Origin of the sequence: Clostridium sp. 1001271st1 H5 (assembly GCF_005845215.1) — a bacterium.
GTDB lineage: Bacteria > Bacillota > Clostridia > Lachnospirales > Lachnospiraceae > Enterocloster.
In genome coordinates, this window is record NZ_SPHO01000035.1 from 14,337 (window position 1) to 35,707 (window position 21,371).

The window sequence follows — 21,371 nt, forward strand, 5'->3', positions numbered from 1 at the left end:
CTATTCCCTGGTAATTCTCACTAAGCCATTAGTAGCATCCACTTCCACATAATCACCATTCTGAATCTGGTTAATATCAACCTGGTCCACCATGGGAAGTTCTGCCACAATAGCGCCAATAACTGCCACCTGTTCTGCCTCAATATTAATTATAGCAGCCGGCCCGACACCATTCTTTACCACATCATAAAGCATATAGGACCCACCGGTAGACCCCTTCCCCTTGGGGTATACCAGAATCTTACCTTTGAGACACTCTCCTTCAATTTCATGTTTACGTTCAATAATCACACCTGTTTTGGGGTTAACAGTCCCCATGAAGGATATTCCCTCTTTTGTTACAATTGCCGTTCCAGCAGCGTAGCCTTCTACAATACATCTGGCTTTCAATTCCTTAACCATTATTTTCCCTCCCATTTCCCTTCCAGTGCAACCTGGATACATTCTTCTTTATTCAACAATACTGGCTGCAGGTTCCAAAGACCAGGAGCATAGTGCGCCATCTTGCCGGAGTTTGTTGCAACAGTTTTATATCCGCGGTCCAATGTATAACACAATACAGGACATGTATCACAGACAACCTCGGCTCCTGCCTCTTCAATTATCTTGGTATACCCCATTTTATCTCCCAGTTCCTTAACCATGCGTGACGTACATACCCATAGGGCACTCTTGAGTTTTTTACCCTCAACTAGTTTAGCCACTGCCTCCATTTCGTTGATGCTTACATGCGGGCAGCCAATTACAACAAAATCAATCGGACCTGTCTGGGCAAATTTATTGCAAACCATATCGTATTCTTTCTGACCAAATACAATAGGGGTAAGCTCTTTATCCACAACATTTTCTTTTGTTGGTGCTTCCGGAGTTATACCAATGATGTGGTAAAGGGCGACTGCTCCCGAAGATGCAAGTGCTGCTCCCATAGCCTTTAAGTTCTCCAGGGTAGGCCTTTCCTTAATACCTTCAAATACAGGTACTCCTGGCCCCACAATATTCCCTGCAAAATACCCAAGTGTTGCAAAGTCTTTGTCTGTTTTCAGCTCCATCTCAACCTTAAACAGATGTGTTCCTTTTCTGTTTTCATCCAAATGATAACCATAAGCTGGAACACGCCCTGTAATAGCTGCAGCCAAAGCAGTTGGCCCGCCTTCCCGGTTTGTTCTAGCCCCTATAACAGAGTTGACAAAAGCAATGGCAGATGACTCCCCCCATGCTACATGCTCTCCCATCATAGGAATATTTCCGTTCAGGTACGGGGTACAGGAATTAGTGGGAATTGCCCCCATCTTCTCATATGCCTGACTTAACTCAATCTGCTTTTCAGCAAACTCCTTAGGAAATCCCATCCTCTCCCAATTCTGATAATCTATTCCAATTGTATTTAATGTCATTGGGACTCGAAATTTCACCTCCTCGCTAGCTTCCTTTACATAATTCAGGCCAGCGTCCCCCGTTACACGATATGACACGCCTGGAGAGTGTACATTTCTGACTTCAATCATATGGTCTGCGCCATAGATTTTGCCGAGGGTCACCAATACTTTCATACTCTTCTGTACGGTTTTGCCATACTCACCATCGAGCATCTTCTGCTCTTCCTCTGTTAATCTCATTTTCCCACTCCTTTTCTGATTTTTAATTCTTGAAATAAACTTGTTTCCTATGCTCCGATTGTATTGTATTTATATTGTCGACAATTTATATTTATAATATATCACGACAGTCTACATACGTCAACCTGTTTTTAGTAAATTACACAAAAAAAGACACCGCTTTGCACTCAGTTAATACCTCTTATACAAAGCGATGCCAATCCTTACTTATATATACTATAAACATTCATTTGACATACATTCAGCTCATATGCCGATTTTATCTATACGCATTTTCTGGAATGCCCTGATACTGCTCTCCTTCACATTTTCCAGATGGCTTTCCAATAAAGTAGTAGCTAATTCCAAATCCCTTTTTTCTATTGCTTCCACAATATTCAAATGCTCCTCTTTGGATTGCAGTAAACGATTAGGTGTCTGGGCCGAAATTTTTTGAAAAGCATCTAATTGAACAGACAGCGATGCCAAAATTGATCTCATACGCGTACTCATACAATATCTGGTAATCATGTTATGTAAATCCGAATCTGTCTTATAATACTCTGATGGTGTGGAATCTATCTTTAAAAACTGTAATTCTTTCTTAACAGTCTGCAATTCGTCCTGGCTTACATTCTTTACACAATTCCGCAAAGAATATACTTCGAATAGTTTACGTATATCACAACTCTCAATGATATCCTCAACCGTATATGCCCGTACAAACGTCCCTCTGTTTCGGGCCTTTGTAACAAAACCTTCTGCCTCCAGCCGCCTTAACGCCTCACGCAGCGGAGTACGGCTGATATTTAAATCCCTGCAGATTTCATTTTCCAAGATTGGGTCATTGGGCTTGTATGTAAAGGAGATAATCTGCTCTAATATATATCTGTATGCAATTTCGCTAAGAGAATCTGTTTTTTCAGTTTCCATGTGCACCTCGAATATTTTATCCGTTTACATATATTCTACACAAGTATCAATTATATTGTCAAGAAGTATCCTAATTATACGAAAACACTTTCCATCATTAATGTCTGGAAGTATTTTTTAGTTATTGAAAATTCTTTTCACAATGATATCACTTTATTATAAACAATGAAAAAGGTTGGACCCTCATATAACCCCATGGTACTCCAACCTTTTCACCGTTTATATATACATAGCCAATGTCTTATCCCTTACTTCCTCCAAATGAGACTGAAGAAGCTGCTCTGCTTTTGTACTGTCCCTTTGTATTATGGCGTCTACAATATCCAAATGCTTTTTCCTACTCTCTTTAAAGTGACTTGGGAGTTTGGCAGATAAGCGATTTACCAACGCAATTTGAAGAGAAAGTGTGTTATAAAATTTTATCAAACGTTTATTGCCACTGTAATGTACAATGGTCTCATGTAACGCAGTATTAGCTGAATAGTACTGCTGTGGCGTAGATTCTTCATTCAAACACTCAATATTACGTCTCAACTCCTGTAATATGGAATCATCCATAAACTGACAGGCCATTCTAAGCGCCTGCAATTCAAAAAGAATCCGGAGCTGGAATATCTCTGACAAATCCTCCCGCGTCATATCTGTCACAAACGTTCCCCTGTTGGGATAGTGCACAATTACCCCCTCCACCTCCAACAGTTTTAACGCCTCACGCACAGGAGACCGGCTTGTACCAAGGCCATTTGCAATCTCTGCTTCTGAAATTGGCGCACCAAAACTTTTTTCTCCTGTCAATATCTGATTATATATATATTCATATGCCTTTTTTGTATTTCCGCTTGTTCCCATGCTAACCTCCCTCATATCTGTAGAATTATAACATGGCAGGCGTTCTTTTTCAAGCAAGCCCTGATTGATTGCACAGTTCATCTAAAAACTCCATATAAAGAATTGTATAATCATAATTTTATCAAAATCTGTACTACAAGAATAAGAGTTATAAGTGCAATGGGATATGTTGTTGCATAGGCTGCCGCTACATCATCCGTTTCTGCAATCTGTGTTAACATGGCAAGGGAGGGTGTACATGTCATACTTGCAGTCATTGCCCCTAAACCATTCAGCAGATGCAACTTCAAAATACGCCTGAATAATACTACTCCTGCAAAAAAGGGAATTATAACAAAAAAGAAACCGTAAATAAGGGGAAGCAGGCCATACTCCGAAAGCACTTTAGCAACGCCATGTCCTCCCTCTACACCTGCCCCCGAGAAAAACAGCAGTAATCCAAATTCTTTTGCTGGTGCAATCACACCTTGTTCAACATGCATATCAATAGGGCCTAATTTTCCAATACAGCTTATTATCACTGCCATAAGCAATGGTCCACCGGTTGTACCTAGAGAAAAATGACTCTGACCAGGAAGTGGTATCATGACGGCGCCCAAAAGAATTCCAAATAATGCAGCTAGTGAAAAAAAGCATATGCCTAACTTATCTATACGATGACTGCCCTTTTCTTCTCCCGTAATCCCATCTTCTGTATCTTTAATCAGCGTACGCTCAAACGCCATATCTGCCCTCAAAAACCGAGGAATCAGTTGAATCAGCAACACCTTGCAAGTCACTCCCACAGGATAGACAAGTCCATAACCAGCTGCTACCTGCGCGGCTGCGGCTGGTGACTGAGCGGCCTCCTTTGCTGCTGCAAAGCCAGGAGAGGTAGTAAAGGCTCCTGTCATAATTCCCACTGCCAGTGGGGCCTCTATTCCTACCGCCCGGATAATAAACCAACATATTATACTGCCAATAGCTGCCGTAGAAAGACATAAAACAGCATATGAAAAGCCATTTCTTTTTAACCGCCTTATAAATCCAGGGCCGGCCCCAAATCCAACTGCCGTAATAAAAAAGACAGCTCCCAATGTCTGAAGAATCGCAGGCAAGATTACCCCAAAATGTCCAAAGATAAGACCGATTATAAAAATACCCGCATTTCCCAGATTCAGGCCTTTTATTTTAACGCTTCCTAATAAATATCCAAGAATTGCAATCACAAATACAAACATAATCGTTTCCGATATCTCATTGAAAGAAATCATATCCAACCTCTTTATATATATTTATTTCATCACTTATAGAAAAGCAACACAGTGATTACATATGTAAAAATACTTCCTGGCATCCATATGCCGGAAGTATTTTCAAACAGTCTGCCCGCAAACTTTTACAGACACACTGATTTCAGGTATCGTATTACTATATCATGGGATTCACGCCACTCGTCCTTCATACGTATGTTAAATGCATGCTGACTATTCCTAAAGCGCTTTATCGTGACCTCCACCCCTTGTGCAGCCAAACGGGCGCCATATTCTTCATTTTCAAAGCGGAAACTGCACTTTCCTCCTGAGATAATCAATGTCCTCGGCTGGGAACGCAGCATATGGTCCGTAGCATAAGCAGGACTTGCAATAGGCAGATACGGGGTTGCAAGTTCCTCTCCTAGATACAGGGCTGTAAATCCCCTCCCTCTTTCCGGCGGCATCATGTATTCATAGCCACATGGTTTATATTGTGGGTCAGTTGCCTTGTCTAGGCTTGCACAGTCCAATATCTGGGCACAGAACCTGACATCCTTTCGTACACCTGCCATCAAACTCACTGCAGCAGCCATATTTCCACCAGATGAACATCCCCCAATAACAATATGCTCAGAATCCACTCCCCAGCTTTCGCATCTTTCTGTTACCCATCGAGCCACTTCATAAATTTGTTCTACCGGCACCGGAAAAGTGTACTGTGGCGTCAGCGCATAATCCACATCCACAGTGATACATCCCACTTCATGGGCAATCTGCGCACAATATAAAGCATCATCTTCGCACCATGGTCCATGCCACCCGCCTCCATGTATATTGATATATACCAAACATTTTCTTTTACATTCTTTAGGCATTGTAATATAACACGTAACCGGCACTCCTACTGAAGGTACTGCAAGTGTGGCCTGAGACGTCTCCACAAATTCCATGTGTCTGGCATAGTCTTCCGGAACCTTACGCTCTGCAAACATTTTTGTCCGTGCTCCCGCTGTCTTTTCCAATATGTCTTCCCAATACTGTTTCCGTTCAGGAGTTAAAGGCATACAGTATTCCTCCTTATAATTCAATCCTTATTGTCAGTAATCACAGGTTCAACATTTTCAGACGGCGGATTATAACCTCATGGGCTTCCTGCCATTCATCCATCATTCTTACCGTAAATGCGTGCCTGCTATTAGAAAACCTCTTCATAGTAACCTCTACCCCTAAGGCTGCCAGACGCTTCCCATACAATTCATCCTCAAAACGAAGGCTGCATTTTCCTGCTGTTATAATTAATGCCGGCGGCTGGCTTTCCAACATATTGTCAGGGGCAAATGAGGGGGAAATAAATGGTGAATACGCACTTTCTTTATCACCGCCCACATATAATGCAGCAAAGGCATTCATACGTTCTGAAGGCATCATCAGTAAATCTGCCTCAGGTTTATATTCCGGCGGTGTTGCATTATCCAGAGCAGCACAGTCAAGAATCTGCAGACAGAACTTAATGCCTCCCCTCTGTTCAGCAAGCAGACAGACAGAGGCCGCAATGTTCCCTCCGGCTGAGCAACCTCCAATGGCAATTTTCTCTGAATCTGCATTCCATTCAGCACACCTCCCCGCAGTCCACCGGGCCACCTCATATACCTGTTCAACAGGAACTGGAAAAGAATGCTTCGGCGTAAGAGCATAGTCTACATCCACAACAATGCCTTTCGTTTCATGGGCAATCTTTGCACAAAATAATGCGTCATCCTCTGTCCATGGATAATGAAAACCTCCTCCATGTATGTGTATATATACAGTGCAGCCCGGACAACGGTTTTCTGCCATGGAGATATAGCATTTGACTGGTATCCCGATTAAAGGGACATCTATCATTTCTTCTGAACGAATTACCTTTTCCATATATGCCATATATTCGTCAGGTACTGTCCTTAAGGCAAACATTTCCTCCCTATTGTTATTGGTTGTCTCCAGTATCTCCATCCAGTACTGCTTTTCTTTTTCTGTAAGAGCCATAATATACCCCCATCCAGTCAAACTTATTGATATGTTTAAGCATTATACAAGACTTGTAATAGTGGTAAACAACGCTGTCTGCATGAGGTCAATCAAAAATGCACCAATCAACGGAACTACCAGAAAAGCTTTTGGCGCCGGCCCAAAGTCCTTGCGGACAGCCTCCATATTGGCAATCCCGGTAAACGAAGCTCCCATACCAAAGCCGCAAACACCTGCCGATATAACAGCAGCTTCATAATCTTTGCCACAGCAATTAAATACAACTAAATACGCAAATATAATAATGACTATAGTCTGTACAAACATAACAATTACCATAGGAAGTGCCAAATCTGCTAACTCCCATAGATTCACAGACAGCATTGCAAGACTCAAATACGCACTCAATGCGTATCCCCCCACAACATCCAGTTCATCGTCAGGAAGTTCTGTATGCCTTGCATCACAGACATTCCGGATTACCATGCCAATGGCCAGTGTTCCAATAGACATGGCACGGAATGGGATATTTAATGCTGCAATTATTTTAAGAAGGACATCCCCCAGCCCAACTGTTAATATCAACAGGAATGCTGCCAGATACATTTTTTTCTTATTAAGAAGGGGGATTCTTTTATCCGGCTGCATTTCTGTCTCCACCGTAGCGGGCACCTCTTGGGCCCCGGGATATGATAACCTTTTTCTGGAAATTAAAGTCTTTGCAATAGGCCCGCCGATAAGTCCGCCGGCAATCAGACCATAGGATGCGCATGCGATGCCTACCATGAAAGCATTAGTAACCCCCATATTGTCAAGAACCATTCCCCAGTTTCCCACTGTACCATGTCCTCCTACAAGAGGAATAGAACCCATGCATAATCCCAGAAGCGGGTCCAAGCCCATGATTTTGGCAAACACCACGCCGATTCCGTTCTGAATCAGAATTAAAAAGGCAGATGCAAATGACATTATGACAAGTATCTTCCCACCTTTTTTTAATAGTTTAAACCTGCAATTGAAACCAATGCTTGCAAAGAATACATACATAAATACGCCTTGCACCGTACTATCCATAATAAGTGTGATTCCCCCCATATAGAGGAACAGTTTTATAATGACTGCAATCAGTCCTCCCACAACAGGAGCCGGAATACAATATTTTTCCAAAAACTTGACACGTTTGACAACAAAACATCCAAGATAGTAAACAACTGGCGCCAAGGCCATGAACTGATAAAGATTGACCTTTATTTCCATGTATTTTCCTCCTTTGTCTATGTTAAGTGATTCAAAGCCCGTTCCAGCCGTTCCATCCCTTCTGCTATTGTCTCAATGGAAACCGAATATGCAAACCGCACTGTTTCCGGAGCCTCGAATGCATTTCCTGGTACGATAGCAACTTTTGCCTCTTCCAGAATATAATCACACAAATCTCCTGCGTTCTGAATTGACCAGTTTTTATATTTCTTTCCTAAATAATAACTAACATTCGGCATTAGATAAAAAGCACCTTCAGGCTTTGGACACTGCATTCCCGGAATCAAATTAAGACGCTCATACATGAATTCTCTTCGTCTTTCAAACTCTTTCCTCATAGCCTCTACTTCTTCTTCACATTCCTGCAGCGCTGTAATGGCTGCCCATTGAATAAAGGTTGTGGAGTTGGTCGTAACATGTCCCTGAAGGGATGTCATGCCCTTAATCACATCCTTTGGCCCTGCCGCATATCCTACTCGCCATCCGGTCATGGAATAAGATTTTGAAAAACCATTTACTACAATGGTCTTGTCATAAATTCCCGGAGATAAAGAAGCAATACTCACATGTTCTACATTCCCATATATCAGTTTTTCATAAACTTCATCTGCAATTATGTAAATATCCTTCTCAACTGCCAACTGTGCCAGCTGTTCAAGAGTGTCCCTGGAATATACTGCCCCTGTAGGATTATTCGGTGTATTGATGATAATTAATTTAGTTTTATCCGTAACAGCATTTTTAACTTCTTCCATTATAATATGAAATCTGTCGTCAGTTTTAACCAGAATTGGAACCCCGCCCGCAAGTTTGACCATTTCCACATAACTTACCCAGCAGGGTGTGGGAATAATCACTTCATCTCCCGGATTACACAGAGCCATCACGGCATTATAGACGGCTTGCTTTGCACCGGTTGACACACAAATTTGGTCCGGAGTATAAGTAAGGTTGTTATCCCTCCTCAATTTCTCGGTAATCGCCTGACGAAGTTGGATAATTCCTCCTATTGCAATGTACTTTGTCTTTCCCTCTAACATCGCCTTTGTACATGCGTCTGCCACTTTTTGAGGTGTAGGGAAATCCGGCTCCCCCAGATTAAATGCCGCTATGTTAATTCCTGCCCCTTTCATCTCTGATATTTTCCCTCCCAAAGTGCTTGTTGCAGACGGGGTCATGTCCAAGATTCTTTGTGATACCATATTCTACTCCTCCTCATATTTTTTCTCTTTATGTTTCCTCTTAGCCTAATACATTCATAAATAAAGTAATAACAGTCGAATTTACAAGGTCCGCAAACATACTTCCCACAATCGGTATAATCAAAAATGCCCTGAGCGCCGGTCCATATACGCTTGTTACTGCATTCATATTTGCTATTGCATTAGGTGTGGCGCCAAGACCAAAGCCGCATGTGCCGGCCGTCATTACAGCAGCGTCATAATCACGTCCCAGGCTATTGAATATTATAAAATATGCAAACAGTCCAACCAATACTGTTTCAGCTAAAAGCGTTACAATCATTGGTATGGCCAAACTTGCAAGAAGCCACAATTCCATGCTCATCATAGCCATGGAAAGGAACAGGCTTAAAGATACATCTCCGGTAATCTCAATTTCTTCATCTGGCAGAACAATTCCTTTACAATCACAGACATTACGAAGTATGCATCCTGCAAGAAGTGACCCTACTGCAGCGGAAAAGGTCATCAGCCGGTTCAAAATATCGGAAATTATTGTACCTAACCCTACGCAAAGAAGAAGCAGTGCCACAGCCAGCATTATTTTTTCTCCGCTCAGGATATTATGAGTTTTCTCATTGACAAAGGCTTCATCTTCCTGTTCATGCGTAACAGACTTTCTATTAAGCTGCATGATTCTGATTCTGGCCAGAGGACCGCCAATGACACATCCTGCTACAAGACCATAGGTCGCTGCCGCATAAGACGCTGTTGCTGCTGATGCTACGCCTGCTTGTTCAATCAGGACACCAAAGGCTGCTGCCGTTCCATGGCCCCCTACCAGTGGAACAGAACCAATGGCTGTGCCGAGAAGTGGATTCATACCAAAAGCTGACACTATGGCTGCCCCCAGAACATTCTGGAGAACACACAGAATCCCTACAAGAAAAATAATGATAACGAGTTGGATTCCGCCTTTCTTCAGCACCTTCATCCTTGCATTAAATCCAATACTACAGAAAAACACAAGCATAAACGCAGTCTGTAACGTTGTATCCATAGTAAGAATCAGTATCCCTGTCACATGTAACACCAGTGTTGCTGTTGCAAAAATAATGCCGCCCACGACTGGTGCGGGTATACAATATTTTTGCAGGAAAAAAACTTTTGTTTTGATAAATTTACCAACATAATACACAATAACTGCAATCGCAGTTGTCAAAAACATGTTCAAAGATATTTCCATATTTTCTCCTTTCCCTAACTGCATATACCTGGACAAAGGGCCGGGAATATGCCTGCGCCTTTAATCGTATTTAAATTGTCGACATTTTATATTTTTATTGTATAATATCTCATTTGCTTTGTCAATATGATAATATTATATATTTTTTTTACGAACAAAATATTAAAAATGTACTATTTTCAAGAATATCCGACCATAATATTGACATATTTAACTAAATGCAATATAATCGCCCCATACATTGTCGACATTTTGTGTTTATTTTTTCAACTCTTCATGGGGGTACTACTTATGGATACCAAAAATCTTATTACCTTTGTCACATTTGCAAAAGAAAAATCGTATTTAAAGACGTCCATGCAGCTCCACTATGCCCCTTCAACGTTAATCGAGCATATTGCGCAACTGGAACAGGAACTAAGCATCAAGCTTGTGGAAACAGTGGGACGAAAAACCGTATTAACCAAACAGGGAAAACAATTCCTGCCTTATGCAAGTAATATTCTTGAAAGTGTAAGGATTGCCAAAGATGCCATGGATAATACCCAATCCCTGAAAGGAACCATAACCATAGGAATCATTGAATCAATGGCTGCCTATAAGATGTCCTCTGTATTTTCCGAATTTCTTGGGTATCACCCTAATGTCAACTTAATTATTAAAACAGGAAACAGTGCCTCGCTTCCTGAACAGCTGAGAAATGGTAATTTTGATGTTGTCTTTTTATATGACTGCCTGTCCCCCATATATGAAGGGCTTTTTCAGCATCTTCTCTTCCAGGAGCGCCTGCAGTTCTGCGTTTCTCCGGGTCACCGGCTGGCTTTTAAAGATGAGGTTTTACCTGTTGACTTTCGCCATGAAACCTTCCTCTATCAGCATGAAGATTGCTGCTATTATGATATTTTTCAGGAACTAATCCAAAAAGAAAACCTGAAAATCAGAGACCGCCTGCAAATTGAAAGCGGAATCCTGATTAAAAAGTATGTTGCCAAAGGCAAAGGAATCTCAATACTACCAAAAAGCATGACCGATGAAGATGTGCTGGACGGCAAGCTGGTATACCTGAATTGGGTTGGTGAAGAAATGAAAATAAACGGCAGAATGCTTACATCGAGGGAGCAATGGAAGCCTGCCGCTGTTCAAACATTTATAGAATTTGCCAAAAACTATTTATATCAAAATTAAGCATTTTACTTCATCCTGTATCTGATACGTGTCTTCTATTCTTCTCCATCCACTTTCTCCTCTTTAATTCCTCTTGCGTTTAAGGCCACTTTATCCAATGATTGAAAATGCCCTCAGTATAATACCGAAGGGCATTTTCATCGAATATGTAGGGAAACGAATCAACATATCCCCTGTGCCAACATCGCCTCGGCAACCTTCTGAAAACCGGCAAGATTAGCACCAGCTACATAGTTACCCGGGCAACCGTATCTTGTTGCTGCATCATCAATGTTATGGAAGATGTTCTTCATGATGCCCTGAAGGCGCATATCCACCTCTTCTCTTGTCCAGGCAAGATGTTCGGCGTTCTGGGCCATTTCCAAAGAAGACACGGCAACACCGCCTGCATTTACTGCTTTAGACGGAAGAACCGATATACCATTGGACATCAACAAATCTACCGCCTCCTGTCTGGTAGGCATATTAGAAACTTCAATAAGATGCTTGCAATGTCCTTCTTCAAGAATTCGTTCTGCATCCTCTTTGCCAATCTCATTTTGGGTGGCGCACGGCATATAAATATCTGCATTTACCCTGCCCCATGGTTTCTCTCCTGCATGATATTCAACATGGTATTTGTCAGCATAGTCTTTTACACAATCCCTGCAGGATGCCCGCATCTCCAGTAAATAATCAATCTTATCACCGGAAATACCATCCGGGTCATAAATGTATCCATCCGGACCCGAGAGCGTTATGACCTTGCCCCCCAGCTCATGGATTTTTTTACATACGCCCCATGAGACATTTCCAAAACCTGATACAGCAAATGTTGTTCCTGCTATTTCTTTATCAATTGTCTTAAAATACTCCTGTGTAAAATATACAGCTCCATATCCAGTCGCCTCGGTCCTTCCCAATGAACCTCCATAGGAGAGCCCTTTTCCTGACAATGCACCTGCCTCATAGGCACCACGGATACGTTTGTACTGTCCATACAGATACCCTATCTCTCTTGCCCCCACCCCTATGTCTCCGGCCGGGCAGTCTGTATCAGGACCTATGTAACGATACAACTCAGTCATGAATGACTGGCAAAAACGCATCACCTCTGCATCTGATTTTCCTTTCGGGTCAAAATCAGAACCACCTTTTCCTCCGCCAATGGGAAGCCCTGTTAAAGAATTCTTAAAAATCTGTTCAAACCCAAGGAATTTTATAATGCTGATATTAACTGTGGGATGAAACCTAAGTCCCCCCTTATATGGCCCGATGCTGCTGGAAAATTGTACGCGGTAACCTCTGTTAACCTGTACTTTTCCATCATCATCTACCCATGGTACACGAAAAGTCACTGCCTTTTCAGGTTCAACTATCCTCTCCAGAATACCCGCCTTTTCATACCTGTCATCATTGTCCATAATTGGACGAAGAGAATTAAGTACCTCTCTGACTGTCTGAAGAAACTCCGGCTGTTCTGCATTTTTAGCTTCTGTTGCTGCTATAACCCTATCTACGTATGACATCTTCTCCTCCTTGTAATACACACCTTGTATATTCATTTTCAAGAGCTCTTTCGATGATTTCATTATAAAAGATATTAGAGTCAGTGCATTCGGTAATCCCGAAAACGATGTTCGGAAATACTGAATCCATTGTCATGAAAACATAACTTGTTTTCTATTAACCAATTCCCTAATTAGCTCTGCCTCTTCTGTCCACAATGAAGCTGTAGTCTGTCTGAATAATTCCTACGAATATATAATGATATTATTTTCACAAGCAACCAGCCAATTGTGCATACTCGCATATCTATTTAACTGAGTCAAAAAAAGTGATACAGCAAATACTATTCTTTTGCTGTACCACATCTCTTTTATTAACCATACTATTCAATTGGATTTGTCCCACATATGTCCCTATATCCGTTAATAATCAGTTGATATACTATATGTTCATCTTTATTGTCAAGATTTAGAGAACAAAATCTACAGACTGTACGTTCAATTCCATTATTCCTAAGATATGTCCGTAATCTCATGGATTGTTCATCTTTTTCATTTTCATACAAAAAAACATAAGCGCAACAGCGGGTTATAAAGTATGGAATTATGCCATGCTTGACACAACACAACGCAGGTCCAATGAAGCGGTCATTCTTTCCAAGTTTTCGGATAGGGTCACGGACAATTCGATACAGGCTATCGGAAAAATGTTTAGTACGGAATACAGTCACTGGCTGACGTGCCTGGTCTTCATTCCTGGGAGGAAGACCATATTGGGCCATGACAGCCTGGTATCCTTCCACAGATGCATAATATGCCATTTGGGATGCCTGCATATCGTAAGCGGCATCATACGTATTTGTAATTCCTTTAGTCAATGCTACAAAAGCCATGCTGCATTGTACCAGGTTACCTGCCCAAATTTTAATTGCCATAGCTCCATCCAGCCCTTGCTCCAAGCGAAAAAAATCTGGTCTAGAAAAATCATTCTCCAACTCAGGTATATTATCAACCCGTAGTATAGCCTTGTCATCTCCTATAATACGAAATGTATCCTCTGTCTGTTCGAGAATGTCCGGCAGAAGATTCTTCCTATTAACAATGCTCATCACCAGGATAACCGTATCTTTGTAATAAGAGTAGGCTTCACCCAAAAGCCTTTTTTGTAAACCTGTCTCAAAATATTCCCTTAATCCTACATAATTTGCTCCCAGGGTAATCATCAAGCGGCCTTTTATACCGTGACTCATGCGAAACTGAATGGCTTCTGATAAATCGTCCAACGCGCTGTCAAAGTCTTCCGGCCGTAAGGCAGTGGAAACTAAATCTGTATCAGCTAATGCTTCCATATACTGCTGGCGCTCTGTAACAGTATTAACTGTGCGATATCCTGTAATTTTACGCTCCTGCCGGGTTCCTTCCTTTAAATTTGTCATCTGCACTGTATAATATCCCTGTTCTCTCAACCCCTCAGTCAAATGTGTTTTCGGATCTGCAAATATAATCTCATACCCTTCCCTATCATATAGTTCCCCCAGCATTCCTCTCCCACTGCGACCGGAACCGATTATCACAACTTTTTTCCGCAATATCCCTTCACCTCCTTTATATCAGGTAAACAACCGCTTTGGATTCTCTACAAATATAGTATGAATTTGCTCATCTGTTACCTTCTTTTCCTTTAACATTGGAATCACCACTCTTATTATATAGCTGAGGGAATCCGGAGCATAGTTTATATATTGTCTATGATTCCAATCAGCCCAGCGTGTCGAGTTATAACAAATTACCGCATCGTGAGATAGTATTAACTGCGAAGCATATCCCTTTTGGCATAATTTCACAATTGTCTTAATATTGAATTCCAGATGATGTGCATTGAAGTTCATTTGATCAATAGCCAGATAGCTACCTCTTTTCATTACATTTTCTGCATAGTCCAGCGGGTCTCCCTCACGAAAATGACCTATAACTACTTTGGAAAGATCTGCTCCCTGCTCCTCGAATATATCCAACTGGAACAATCCTTGCCTGGTATTTTCAGGTCGGCAATGAGTGATAATAGGCAGACCACTCTCCTTTTGTGCCTGAGCGCAGGCCCGAAGTATCTTTTTATTGTTTTTCGTAAAGCCAAATTCTCCAGTCCCACATTTAATTACACCACATCGGGATATTGTTCCCTGAATACCACACTCAATCTCCCTCATTATCATCTTAAGCATATTAAGTTCACTTATATGGTTTACCCAGAGATCTTCGTCTACATAGACGCCGGTAGATGCAATTATATTTAGGCCGCTCCGCTCTGCCGCTGCCTGCATCAAATCTACATCACGTCCAATATTCAATGGTGTTGCATCCACGATTGTCTTTACACCATGACGTTTAGCATCCATCAATACGCCACATATCATATCCAGGGCTTCTTCCCTATTAAACCACTCAGAATCAGCGATACGGTTATTCCAGTTCCCCAAATAAATGTGTTCATGCATCAATGTGAAACCTAATTCTGACACGTCTAATGTGCCATTGACCGTTTGTGCCTTATTCATAATAATGCCTCCTTAACCAAAATAGAATGGTCTTCTATGAATCAGCATGTAAATGTGGTCTGCAGAATTCAAATCAGCATAATGTAAAATCTGGGCCATAGGATCTTCTACATGGTGAAAACTCTTGGGTGAGTGGGTTGCTACCAAAGCTACTATACGATTCGGAAATCCCAACTCTTTCAGTAGCATAGCACCTAGAACACCATGGGGTATATCCTGAGTATATCCCTCACTTAGCAACAATGGTTTGTCAATATCGTGAAGCAACAGAAGCAGCAGAAGCTCCTCACGGTCTACTTTTTCTGTCCAGCCATCATTCCATTTTTTTTCAGCATATTCTTCCATGTGAAGTCCCAAATCAACCACCTCATTGACATGGTCCACAAACCCATAATGAGTACAATGAGCAGAAAAGGGAATTTCCTCCAGCGTAGTAAATGTACTGTTTGTCAGTACAGTATGGTACGCTGTCAGTACTCTTTCCCTATTTTCTTCTTCCAACTGAAAAATTCCTGGAAAACATTTGATAATTACCGATTTATCGGCTTCATCCGGATATTTAATCTGGTACATTATTTACATCCTTTCTGTCAATATAAGAGATAAAAGCCAAATCCATATTTCCAGACAAATCAAGGCAACCACTTCCGACCGGCACAAAAAGAGTGTCCGCCGGTTTTATTGTTTCACCACAAATAGTTCCCTTCCCATCCACGCACGTTATAAAATAAAATCCCCTATACGAAAACACACCCTCATCCTTATTTTTAATACGCTTTGCCACATACTCACCTGGTACGCTGTGATATGTAGTTATCTGCACGCCATTCTTAATCACCGTCTCCCCATCAGTGGCAGAAAGTGGCAGTTCTGGTATATTGACACAATCATATACTTCTTGCAGATTTAAAGGCCGTTTTGTATCATTCCTGTCATAATCATAAAAACGGTATGTTACATCCCCATTTGTTCCAAATGTCAGTTTAATGGTTCCTCTCCCAATACCACCATGAATCACACCTGCCGGAGTATGTACAAACTGGCCATCCCGTACTTTAAGATGGTCAAACAGATGCTCCCAATCTTTTGTCTCTACCATCCGTTTGAACTCCGCCATATTTTTTGCGCGATTTCCAAACAGAGTTGTATGAATCTCATCAGTAGCATGTATTGCCACACTGCCGGATACCTTCCCCTTTTCTCCCTGTCGTTTCATCGCATAGTCATCATCCGGGTGTAGCTGGTAAGATTGCTTTCCTTCATTGCATGTGGTTGTCATGCGAATGGGAAAGATGCTTTCATGACATCCAAATAAATCCGGATTATTTGCATAAAACACGGAAAGCGGCTGTCCTGTCTCGGCAACCATGTTATCCAACTGTCCTGGTATTGCAATTACATGATAAATAGTACCTATATTTTCCTGGTCCGTATCCAGATGATACTGGTCAATCAACTTTCTTCCTCCCCATACAAATGATTTATAAAGAGGCAATATATGATATATTTTTTTCTCAGACATTCTAATCTCCTTAAACGATTCCAATAACCGAAAGCACCACAACACCAATGATAGTTCCGTACACCAGCCATGTCGATGCCACCTTTTTATATTTTATTAAGTAGTACAAAAAAAATGTGTACAGCAGGCTGAGCAGGTTTGGAAAGATGCTGTTTATCATATCAAGCAGCTTGGTTTCCACGCCATTTGCTTCAAATTTAATTCCCAATGTCACACCACACCGCTGAGCAGACAGACAGCCGACAATTAGAATACCAAACATAGCTACTGCTTGAGTCAGATGGGATAATGAGTTCTTAGAAATGACTTCAAAAGATTTCTTTCCCAGCTGATAACCTTTATTGAATAAAATGTAGCTGTATGGTACTAATATGCCTGCAATAGCCACCAAATAAAACAAGGGACCTGCAACATTTCCGCTATCTCCACACAAGGACAGAGCAATAGTAATCAGAATAGGGATTAGTGTTGCCTGAATAAGACTGTCGCCAATTCCAGCTATCGGCCCTTGAAGCCCTACCTTTAAACTACGGATAGTCTCCATATCCACATCTCTTTTTAGTACCCGTCGTTCTTCCAGTCCTAAAATCATTCCAAACAGCAGGGATCCTGTAGCGCCTTCTGTGTTATAAAAGTCAAAATGCCTGGCCATGCTTTCCTTATATTCGTCCTCACTGCAATACTTCTTAAAAAAAGGCTTTAGCCACCACGGCCAACTTTTTCCCATATAGTAAACATAGTCAAATCCTGGTGCATTATATTGAATGTAACGGCGCCATAACTTATTGCGGTCTTTTTTAGTCAATAATTCCATTCTATCTTCCTGTTTCATTTCTACTGCCATAATCAGATTACCTCCTCATCCTCATCGAATTCTTCAGCCTTAGCAATATGCTTTTGTTTGTCTCCAGTTCTATAATAGAGATATGCAAATACCAATGCAAACAAAAGGATAGACGTGGAATTCAATCCTAAATACCCATAACAGGCGAACCCTAACGCAAAAATCACCAGGCCCCAGACATCATTTGCCAAGAATACCAATAAGGTAGCCATTCCGATACAAGGCAGAAAAGCCCCTACTGAATTAAAGGCAGTTACCATTCTGGCAGGAAGCATGCTATAAAGATTCTCCACAACGCCAGCTCCATAATACAGTAAAACAAAGGATGTAAGACCTCTAGTAATAAAATAGATGATGGTAGGAATTCCAAGGTAACCCCAAAATATCTTCTTATCGTTTCCTTCCTCACATCCTTTTCTCATCAAACTACCACAACCAGTAAGAAAGGCTGTTCTGGAAAATATCTCCAAGGCATTAAACAATGTTCCCAATGCTGTTGCCAATGTTATAGCTGCAGCAGTATCTATATCAGTCAAAATCGCCAAAGCAACACACGGAAAGGAAATAATTCCCAAGTCGATAGACGAAACTCCTCCCACATTAAAGTAGCCAATATAAACCAGCTGCATAGCTGCTCCCACAGCAACACCTGTGGATATGTCACCAAGAATAATACCGCACAGGAGCCCTCCTATAAAAGGCCTTTGCATAATATACTTGGCGAGCCATCCCCCCCACGGAGCAGTTCCGCTTGCAGAAAATACGGTTAACATTGCTATTAATCCACATTGTAAAGCTAACATAAGTACCCTCTCCTTTTACATTTGTTTTCATTTGTTTCGTATTTCCTGCCAGGGAATGTTTTCCAACTTACAGCTGGGATCCATTACCACTTCCACTCCCTGCGCCACCAAGAAATCCATAGCAACCATCTCTTCTTCAGTAAGGCCCACACCCTGCATGATGCTTACTGAGTTCTCCCGATTAAATTGTTGCCCACACGTTACCGGAAGTTTAAAGCGGTACCCTTTACGAACCAGACTCGCAGTTGTCAACGGATTTCTAAGAATCACAAAATAATTCCTTTCTGAGTCCTCCGCTTTCTTAAGTTGTTCAATTCCTTTCTCTTCGTCAAAAAAGTACGTTTTAACAGAAGCTGGCGCTGCTGCTGCAAACACCTTTTTCATCACTGAATCTCTGGCTAAAATTTCATCAATTACGATGATTCCATCACATTTGTAATGATTCTGCAATACAGTGGTGGTTTGCCCATGGATTAGCTTGGCCTCCATTCTACAGTAGCTAATCATAAATATCCTCCTTTATCATAAAAGTTTATTTGTCCATTATCATTATACTTTACATTCTTAAGCTCTTATTGTATAATGATAATAGTTTTCTTACCATATAAGAATAATACTACCACTATTTGATTTAATGTCAATAGTTTTGGCACTATTTATTAAAATTCATAGTTTCCAGCCCGTTAATTATACATATTTTTGTGTCAGTTTGTTATTTTCTTATATTATGATAATTTTTTATCTGATAGTATTTGAAATCAATTGAATTTCAACTGGAAAATACGTATAATAGAAGCAATACCATATATAATGTTGGAATAACCAGGAGATTATATTCAATGATAACATATTGCAGAATTGAAGATAAAATAATACACGGACAAACTACCACTGTGTTACGCAAGCATTACCACTTTGATGGTATTATCGTTATTAATGATGAGATTGCCTCTGACCTGTCCCTAAGAAAAATTTATATAGCTACAGTACCAGATATTAAAATCTACTTTTTTACTCTGACAAAGGGAATCGGACAACTTAGAAAGGCTGACGCTTCCACATTGAGGTACCTGGTAATATTTAAAGATCCTGTTTCTGTAGCTGCTATAATTAAAAAAGGATACCACTTTACAGTAGCCGTAACCTGCGGTCAGCAAATGGAACAGCAAGATTCACTGCCAATCATGCAGGGGCTGAGTCTCTCACAGAAACAGGTGGACGCATTACGTTTCATTGCCGGCGCAGGGGTTGATTTGAGATTTGATCCCGATTGTACTAACGACAATATTTCCTGGAAAACCTTTGAAAAATATGTGGAGAATGCTCAGACAAAGGCTGCAAAGGGAAGTCCAGGCAGCAAGAATACCAGCCTTAATAAGACATTTTCTATTCTGGATTGTTTTCTTTCTGAAGAATGTAAGGAAATGTCTCCCGCCCAGATACAGGCAGCAACAGGCATTCCTGTGTCGACCTGCTACAGGCTGATTGAATTTCTTGAACAAAATGGATATCTGCAAAAAAACAAACGCAACAAAAAATATTCCCTTGGATGGAAGTTCATGCTTCTATCATCAAATGCCGGCACCATACATCTACCTGCATTTGATGATATTGTCCCTCTGTACATACGCAACGTCAGAGACAAGCTCAACGAATCAACTGCTCTTTTTATCCAAATTGGATTCAAAGTCAAATGTATCTGCTGTGAGGAAAGTCACCATACAATTCAGGCCCGTTTTAAAAATCAACAGATAAGTGATTTGACGTTTGACACTACAGGGTGTGTATTTTTGTCCTATCTCTCACCGGAGCAGAGGGAGGCTTATATGAATCTGACAGAAAGGGAAGTCGAAGAACTTCGCTGTGTTTTAGATACCGGCTACTGTATTCACTATAACTCTGATTTAGAAGGTACATCCGCGGTATCTGTACCAGTAATGTTGTCTCAGGACAATATGATTGCTGTACTTACTGTAAAAGGGCCTGCCTTTCGTTTTAATGAAACAATGGGGCCTTCAGAGATTGCAGAACTTATCAAAACTGCAAAAGAAATATCTGATAACTATTCAAATTCTATTTTATAATATTGGAGTGTTAATCATGAAAGGAATTTTATTAATTAGCCATTTTGATTTGGCTTCTGGAACATTAAACGCTGCGAAACTAATTTTTGGGGACCAATTATCCCAGATAGAAGCAATAGGGTTATCCATGCAAGATAATGCAGAAAATTTTACCAACCGGCTCAAAGTAGCGTTGGCACGATTGGATACCGGAGATGGGGTAATTATACTAGCTGATTTGTTAGGCGGTACCCCCTGTAATTGTGCTGCCCCGCTAATAGGCGGAAAAATACGTATGCTTACCGGATTAAATCTGCCACTACTGCTGGAAGTCCTCTGTGAAAGACAGACCAGCGATTTTGAAAACATAGGAAATTTACTTGACAGGGTAAGAAGAAGTATACAAGAATATAGTACTAATGAGCCAGATACAGAATATAACGAAATTATATAATATGTTCGAGCAAAAGCAAGTATCCCGATATATCCATGAATTAGAAAAGCGGGGTTACCTTGTAGCGCAAGAGTGTGTGAAGAAAAGTCTGTAAAAGCTGATCTTCTATGATAATAACTGGGCTGAAAGTTCTTTCTTGGACCTTCAGTCCTTGT

General features: G+C 41.0%; 21 protein-coding genes. 3 read left to right on the forward strand and 18 right to left on the reverse strand.

Annotated features, from left to right (window positions below):
- The 10 genes from FGS84_RS28915 to gltS (FGS84_RS28960) all read right to left on the reverse strand — a co-directional run bounded on the left by FGS84_RS28915 (nt 1) and on the right by gltS (FGS84_RS28960) (nt 10,327).
- Nucleotides 1-402, reverse strand: coding sequence for a DUF126 domain-containing protein (locus FGS84_RS28915; protein ID WP_207671148.1), 402 nt, complete (start codon nt 400-402; stop codon nt 1-3).
- Nucleotides 402-1,616, reverse strand: a complete 1,215-nt coding sequence (locus FGS84_RS28920; protein WP_138311637.1) for an aconitase X catalytic domain-containing protein — start codon at nt 1,614-1,616, stop codon at nt 402-404. Before FGS84_RS28920 ends, FGS84_RS28915 begins: the two co-directional genes overlap by 1 nt.
- Before the next feature lie 246 nt (nt 1,617-1,862).
- Nucleotides 1,863-2,528, reverse strand: a complete 666-nt coding sequence (locus FGS84_RS28925) for a GntR family transcriptional regulator (RefSeq protein WP_138311638.1) — start codon at nt 2,526-2,528, stop codon at nt 1,863-1,865.
- 219 nt (nt 2,529-2,747) lie between these two features.
- Complete coding sequence (locus FGS84_RS28930; RefSeq protein WP_138311639.1) at nt 2,748-3,458, reverse strand: GntR family transcriptional regulator; 711 nt, start codon at nt 3,456-3,458, stop codon at nt 2,748-2,750.
- 29 nt (nt 3,459-3,487) lie between these two features.
- Complete coding sequence (locus FGS84_RS28935; protein WP_138311640.1) at nt 3,488-4,630, reverse strand: permease; 1,143 nt, start codon at nt 4,628-4,630, stop codon at nt 3,488-3,490.
- 125 nt (nt 4,631-4,755) lie between these two features.
- Nucleotides 4,756-5,700 carry an alpha/beta hydrolase gene (locus tag FGS84_RS28940; protein WP_138311641.1) on the reverse strand — a complete coding sequence of 315 codons (945 nt, stop codon included), beginning with the start codon at nt 5,698-5,700 and terminating at the stop codon, nt 4,756-4,758.
- Between the two features lie 16 nt (nt 5,701-5,716).
- Nucleotides 5,717-6,637 (reverse strand): alpha/beta hydrolase, encoded by a 921-nt coding sequence (locus tag FGS84_RS28945; RefSeq protein ID WP_138311642.1) that lies wholly within the window; start codon nt 6,635-6,637, stop codon nt 5,717-5,719.
- 42 nt (nt 6,638-6,679) lie between these two features.
- Nucleotides 6,680-7,876, reverse strand: coding sequence for a sodium/glutamate symporter (gene gltS / locus FGS84_RS28950; RefSeq protein WP_138311643.1), 1,197 nt, complete (start codon nt 7,874-7,876; stop codon nt 6,680-6,682).
- A 17-nt stretch (nt 7,877-7,893) separates the two neighbouring features.
- The gene (locus FGS84_RS28955) at nt 7,894-9,078 is read right to left on the reverse strand and encodes a pyridoxal phosphate-dependent aminotransferase (protein ID WP_138311644.1); all 1,185 of its coding nucleotides are present in this window, start codon (nt 9,076-9,078) and stop codon (nt 7,894-7,896) included.
- 40 nt (nt 9,079-9,118) lie between these two features.
- Nucleotides 9,119-10,327: a sodium/glutamate symporter gene (gene gltS / locus FGS84_RS28960; RefSeq protein ID WP_243130113.1), complete on the reverse strand. Its 1,209-nt coding sequence runs from the start codon at nt 10,325-10,327 to the stop codon at nt 9,119-9,121.
- A 267-nt stretch (nt 10,328-10,594) separates the two neighbouring features.
- On the opposite strand from gltS (FGS84_RS28960), the gene FGS84_RS28965 reads away from it, so the two are divergent.
- Nucleotides 10,595-11,488: a LysR family transcriptional regulator gene (locus FGS84_RS28965; protein WP_171042737.1), complete on the forward strand. Its 894-nt coding sequence runs from the start codon at nt 10,595-10,597 to the stop codon at nt 11,486-11,488.
- A gap of 161 nt (nt 11,489-11,649) precedes the next feature.
- On the opposite strand, the gene gdhA is transcribed toward FGS84_RS28965, so the two are convergent.
- The 8 genes from gdhA to FGS84_RS29005 all read right to left on the reverse strand — a co-directional run bounded on the left by gdhA (nt 11,650) and on the right by FGS84_RS29005 (nt 19,206).
- Nucleotides 11,650-12,996, reverse strand: a complete 1,347-nt coding sequence (gdhA, locus tag FGS84_RS28970; RefSeq protein WP_138311647.1) for an NADP-specific glutamate dehydrogenase — start codon at nt 12,994-12,996, stop codon at nt 11,650-11,652.
- A 362-nt stretch (nt 12,997-13,358) separates the two neighbouring features.
- Nucleotides 13,359-14,564, reverse strand: coding sequence for a hypothetical protein (locus FGS84_RS28975; protein WP_138311648.1), 1,206 nt, complete (start codon nt 14,562-14,564; stop codon nt 13,359-13,361).
- A 21-nt stretch (nt 14,565-14,585) separates the two neighbouring features.
- Nucleotides 14,586-15,530 carry a TatD family hydrolase gene (locus tag FGS84_RS28980; protein ID WP_138311649.1) on the reverse strand — a complete coding sequence of 315 codons (945 nt, stop codon included), beginning with the start codon at nt 15,528-15,530 and terminating at the stop codon, nt 14,586-14,588.
- A gap of 12 nt (nt 15,531-15,542) precedes the next feature.
- Complete coding sequence (locus FGS84_RS28985; protein ID WP_138311650.1) at nt 15,543-16,103, reverse strand: HD domain-containing protein; 561 nt, start codon at nt 16,101-16,103, stop codon at nt 15,543-15,545.
- Entirely contained in the window at nt 16,090-17,052 is a 963-nt protein-coding gene (locus FGS84_RS28990) for a hypothetical protein (RefSeq protein WP_138311651.1), read from the reverse strand. Before FGS84_RS28990 ends, FGS84_RS28985 begins: the two co-directional genes overlap by 14 nt.
- A gap of 10 nt (nt 17,053-17,062) precedes the next feature.
- Nucleotides 17,063-17,896, reverse strand: coding sequence for a PTS system mannose/fructose/sorbose family transporter subunit IID (locus FGS84_RS28995; RefSeq protein ID WP_138311652.1), 834 nt, complete (start codon nt 17,894-17,896; stop codon nt 17,063-17,065).
- Between the two features lie 2 nt (nt 17,897-17,898).
- Nucleotides 17,899-18,699, reverse strand: a complete 801-nt coding sequence (locus FGS84_RS29000) for a PTS sugar transporter subunit IIC (protein WP_138311653.1) — start codon at nt 18,697-18,699, stop codon at nt 17,899-17,901.
- A gap of 27 nt (nt 18,700-18,726) precedes the next feature.
- Entirely contained in the window at nt 18,727-19,206 is a 480-nt protein-coding gene (locus FGS84_RS29005; protein WP_138311654.1) for a PTS sugar transporter subunit IIB, read from the reverse strand.
- 332 nt (nt 19,207-19,538) lie between these two features.
- Between FGS84_RS29005 and FGS84_RS29010 the strand changes: the two genes are divergently transcribed.
- Nucleotides 19,539-20,783, forward strand: a complete 1,245-nt coding sequence (locus FGS84_RS29010; protein WP_138311655.1) for a PTS sugar transporter subunit IIB — start codon at nt 19,539-19,541, stop codon at nt 20,781-20,783.
- 16 nt (nt 20,784-20,799) lie between these two features.
- A complete protein-coding gene (locus FGS84_RS29015; RefSeq protein WP_171042738.1) occupies nt 20,800-21,216 on the forward strand; it encodes a PTS sugar transporter subunit IIA in 417 nt (138 codons plus the stop codon).
- The last annotated feature ends 155 nt before the right edge of the window (nt 21,217-21,371 follow it).

What these genes read in the sequence shown, in the direction of transcription:
- FGS84_RS29015 (WP_171042738.1), top strand. Translation starts at nt 20,800, where the DNA reads ATGAAAGGAATTTTATTAATTAGCCATTTTGATTTGGCTTCTGGAACA.
- FGS84_RS28935 (WP_138311640.1), bottom strand. Translation starts at nt 4,630, where the DNA reads ATGATTTCTTTCAATGAGATATCGGAAACGATTATGTTTGTATTTGTG.
- FGS84_RS28955 (WP_138311644.1), bottom strand. Translation starts at nt 9,078, where the DNA reads ATGGTATCACAAAGAATCTTGGACATGACCCCGTCTGCAACAAGCACT.
- FGS84_RS28945 (WP_138311642.1), bottom strand. Translation starts at nt 6,637, where the DNA reads ATGGCTCTTACAGAAAAAGAAAAGCAGTACTGGATGGAGATACTGGAG.
- FGS84_RS28985 (WP_138311650.1), bottom strand. Translation starts at nt 16,103, where the DNA reads ATGTACCAGATTAAATATCCGGATGAAGCCGATAAATCGGTAATTATC.
- FGS84_RS28920 (WP_138311637.1), bottom strand. Translation starts at nt 1,616, where the DNA reads ATGAGATTAACAGAGGAAGAGCAGAAGATGCTCGATGGTGAGTATGGC.
- FGS84_RS28915 (WP_207671148.1), bottom strand. Translation starts at nt 402, where the DNA reads ATGGTTAAGGAATTGAAAGCCAGATGTATTGTAGAAGGCTACGCTGCT.
- gdhA (WP_138311647.1), bottom strand. Translation starts at nt 12,996, where the DNA reads ATGTCATACGTAGATAGGGTTATAGCAGCAACAGAAGCTAAAAATGCA.
- FGS84_RS28925 (WP_138311638.1), bottom strand. Translation starts at nt 2,528, where the DNA reads ATGGAAACTGAAAAAACAGATTCTCTTAGCGAAATTGCATACAGATAT.
- gltS (WP_243130113.1), bottom strand. Translation starts at nt 10,327, where the DNA reads ATGCAGTTAGGGAAAGGAGAAAATATGGAAATATCTTTGAACATGTTT.
- FGS84_RS28980 (WP_138311649.1), bottom strand. Translation starts at nt 15,530, where the DNA reads ATGAATAAGGCACAAACGGTCAATGGCACATTAGACGTGTCAGAATTA.
- FGS84_RS28930 (WP_138311639.1), bottom strand. Translation starts at nt 3,458, where the DNA reads ATGAACTGTGCAATCAATCAGGGCTTGCTTGAAAAAGAACGCCTGCCA.
- FGS84_RS28990 (WP_138311651.1), bottom strand. Translation starts at nt 17,052, where the DNA reads ATGTCTGAGAAAAAAATATATCATATATTGCCTCTTTATAAATCATTT.
- gltS (WP_138311643.1), bottom strand. Translation starts at nt 7,876, where the DNA reads ATGGAAATAAAGGTCAATCTTTATCAGTTCATGGCCTTGGCGCCAGTT.
- FGS84_RS29000 (WP_138311653.1), bottom strand. Translation starts at nt 18,699, where the DNA reads ATGTTAGCTTTACAATGTGGATTAATAGCAATGTTAACCGTATTTTCT.
- FGS84_RS28995 (WP_138311652.1), bottom strand. Translation starts at nt 17,896, where the DNA reads ATGGCAGTAGAAATGAAACAGGAAGATAGAATGGAATTATTGACTAAA.
- FGS84_RS28965 (WP_171042737.1), top strand. Translation starts at nt 10,595, where the DNA reads ATGGATACCAAAAATCTTATTACCTTTGTCACATTTGCAAAAGAAAAA.
- FGS84_RS29005 (WP_138311654.1), bottom strand. Translation starts at nt 19,206, where the DNA reads ATGATTAGCTACTGTAGAATGGAGGCCAAGCTAATCCATGGGCAAACC.
- FGS84_RS29010 (WP_138311655.1), top strand. Translation starts at nt 19,539, where the DNA reads ATGATAACATATTGCAGAATTGAAGATAAAATAATACACGGACAAACT.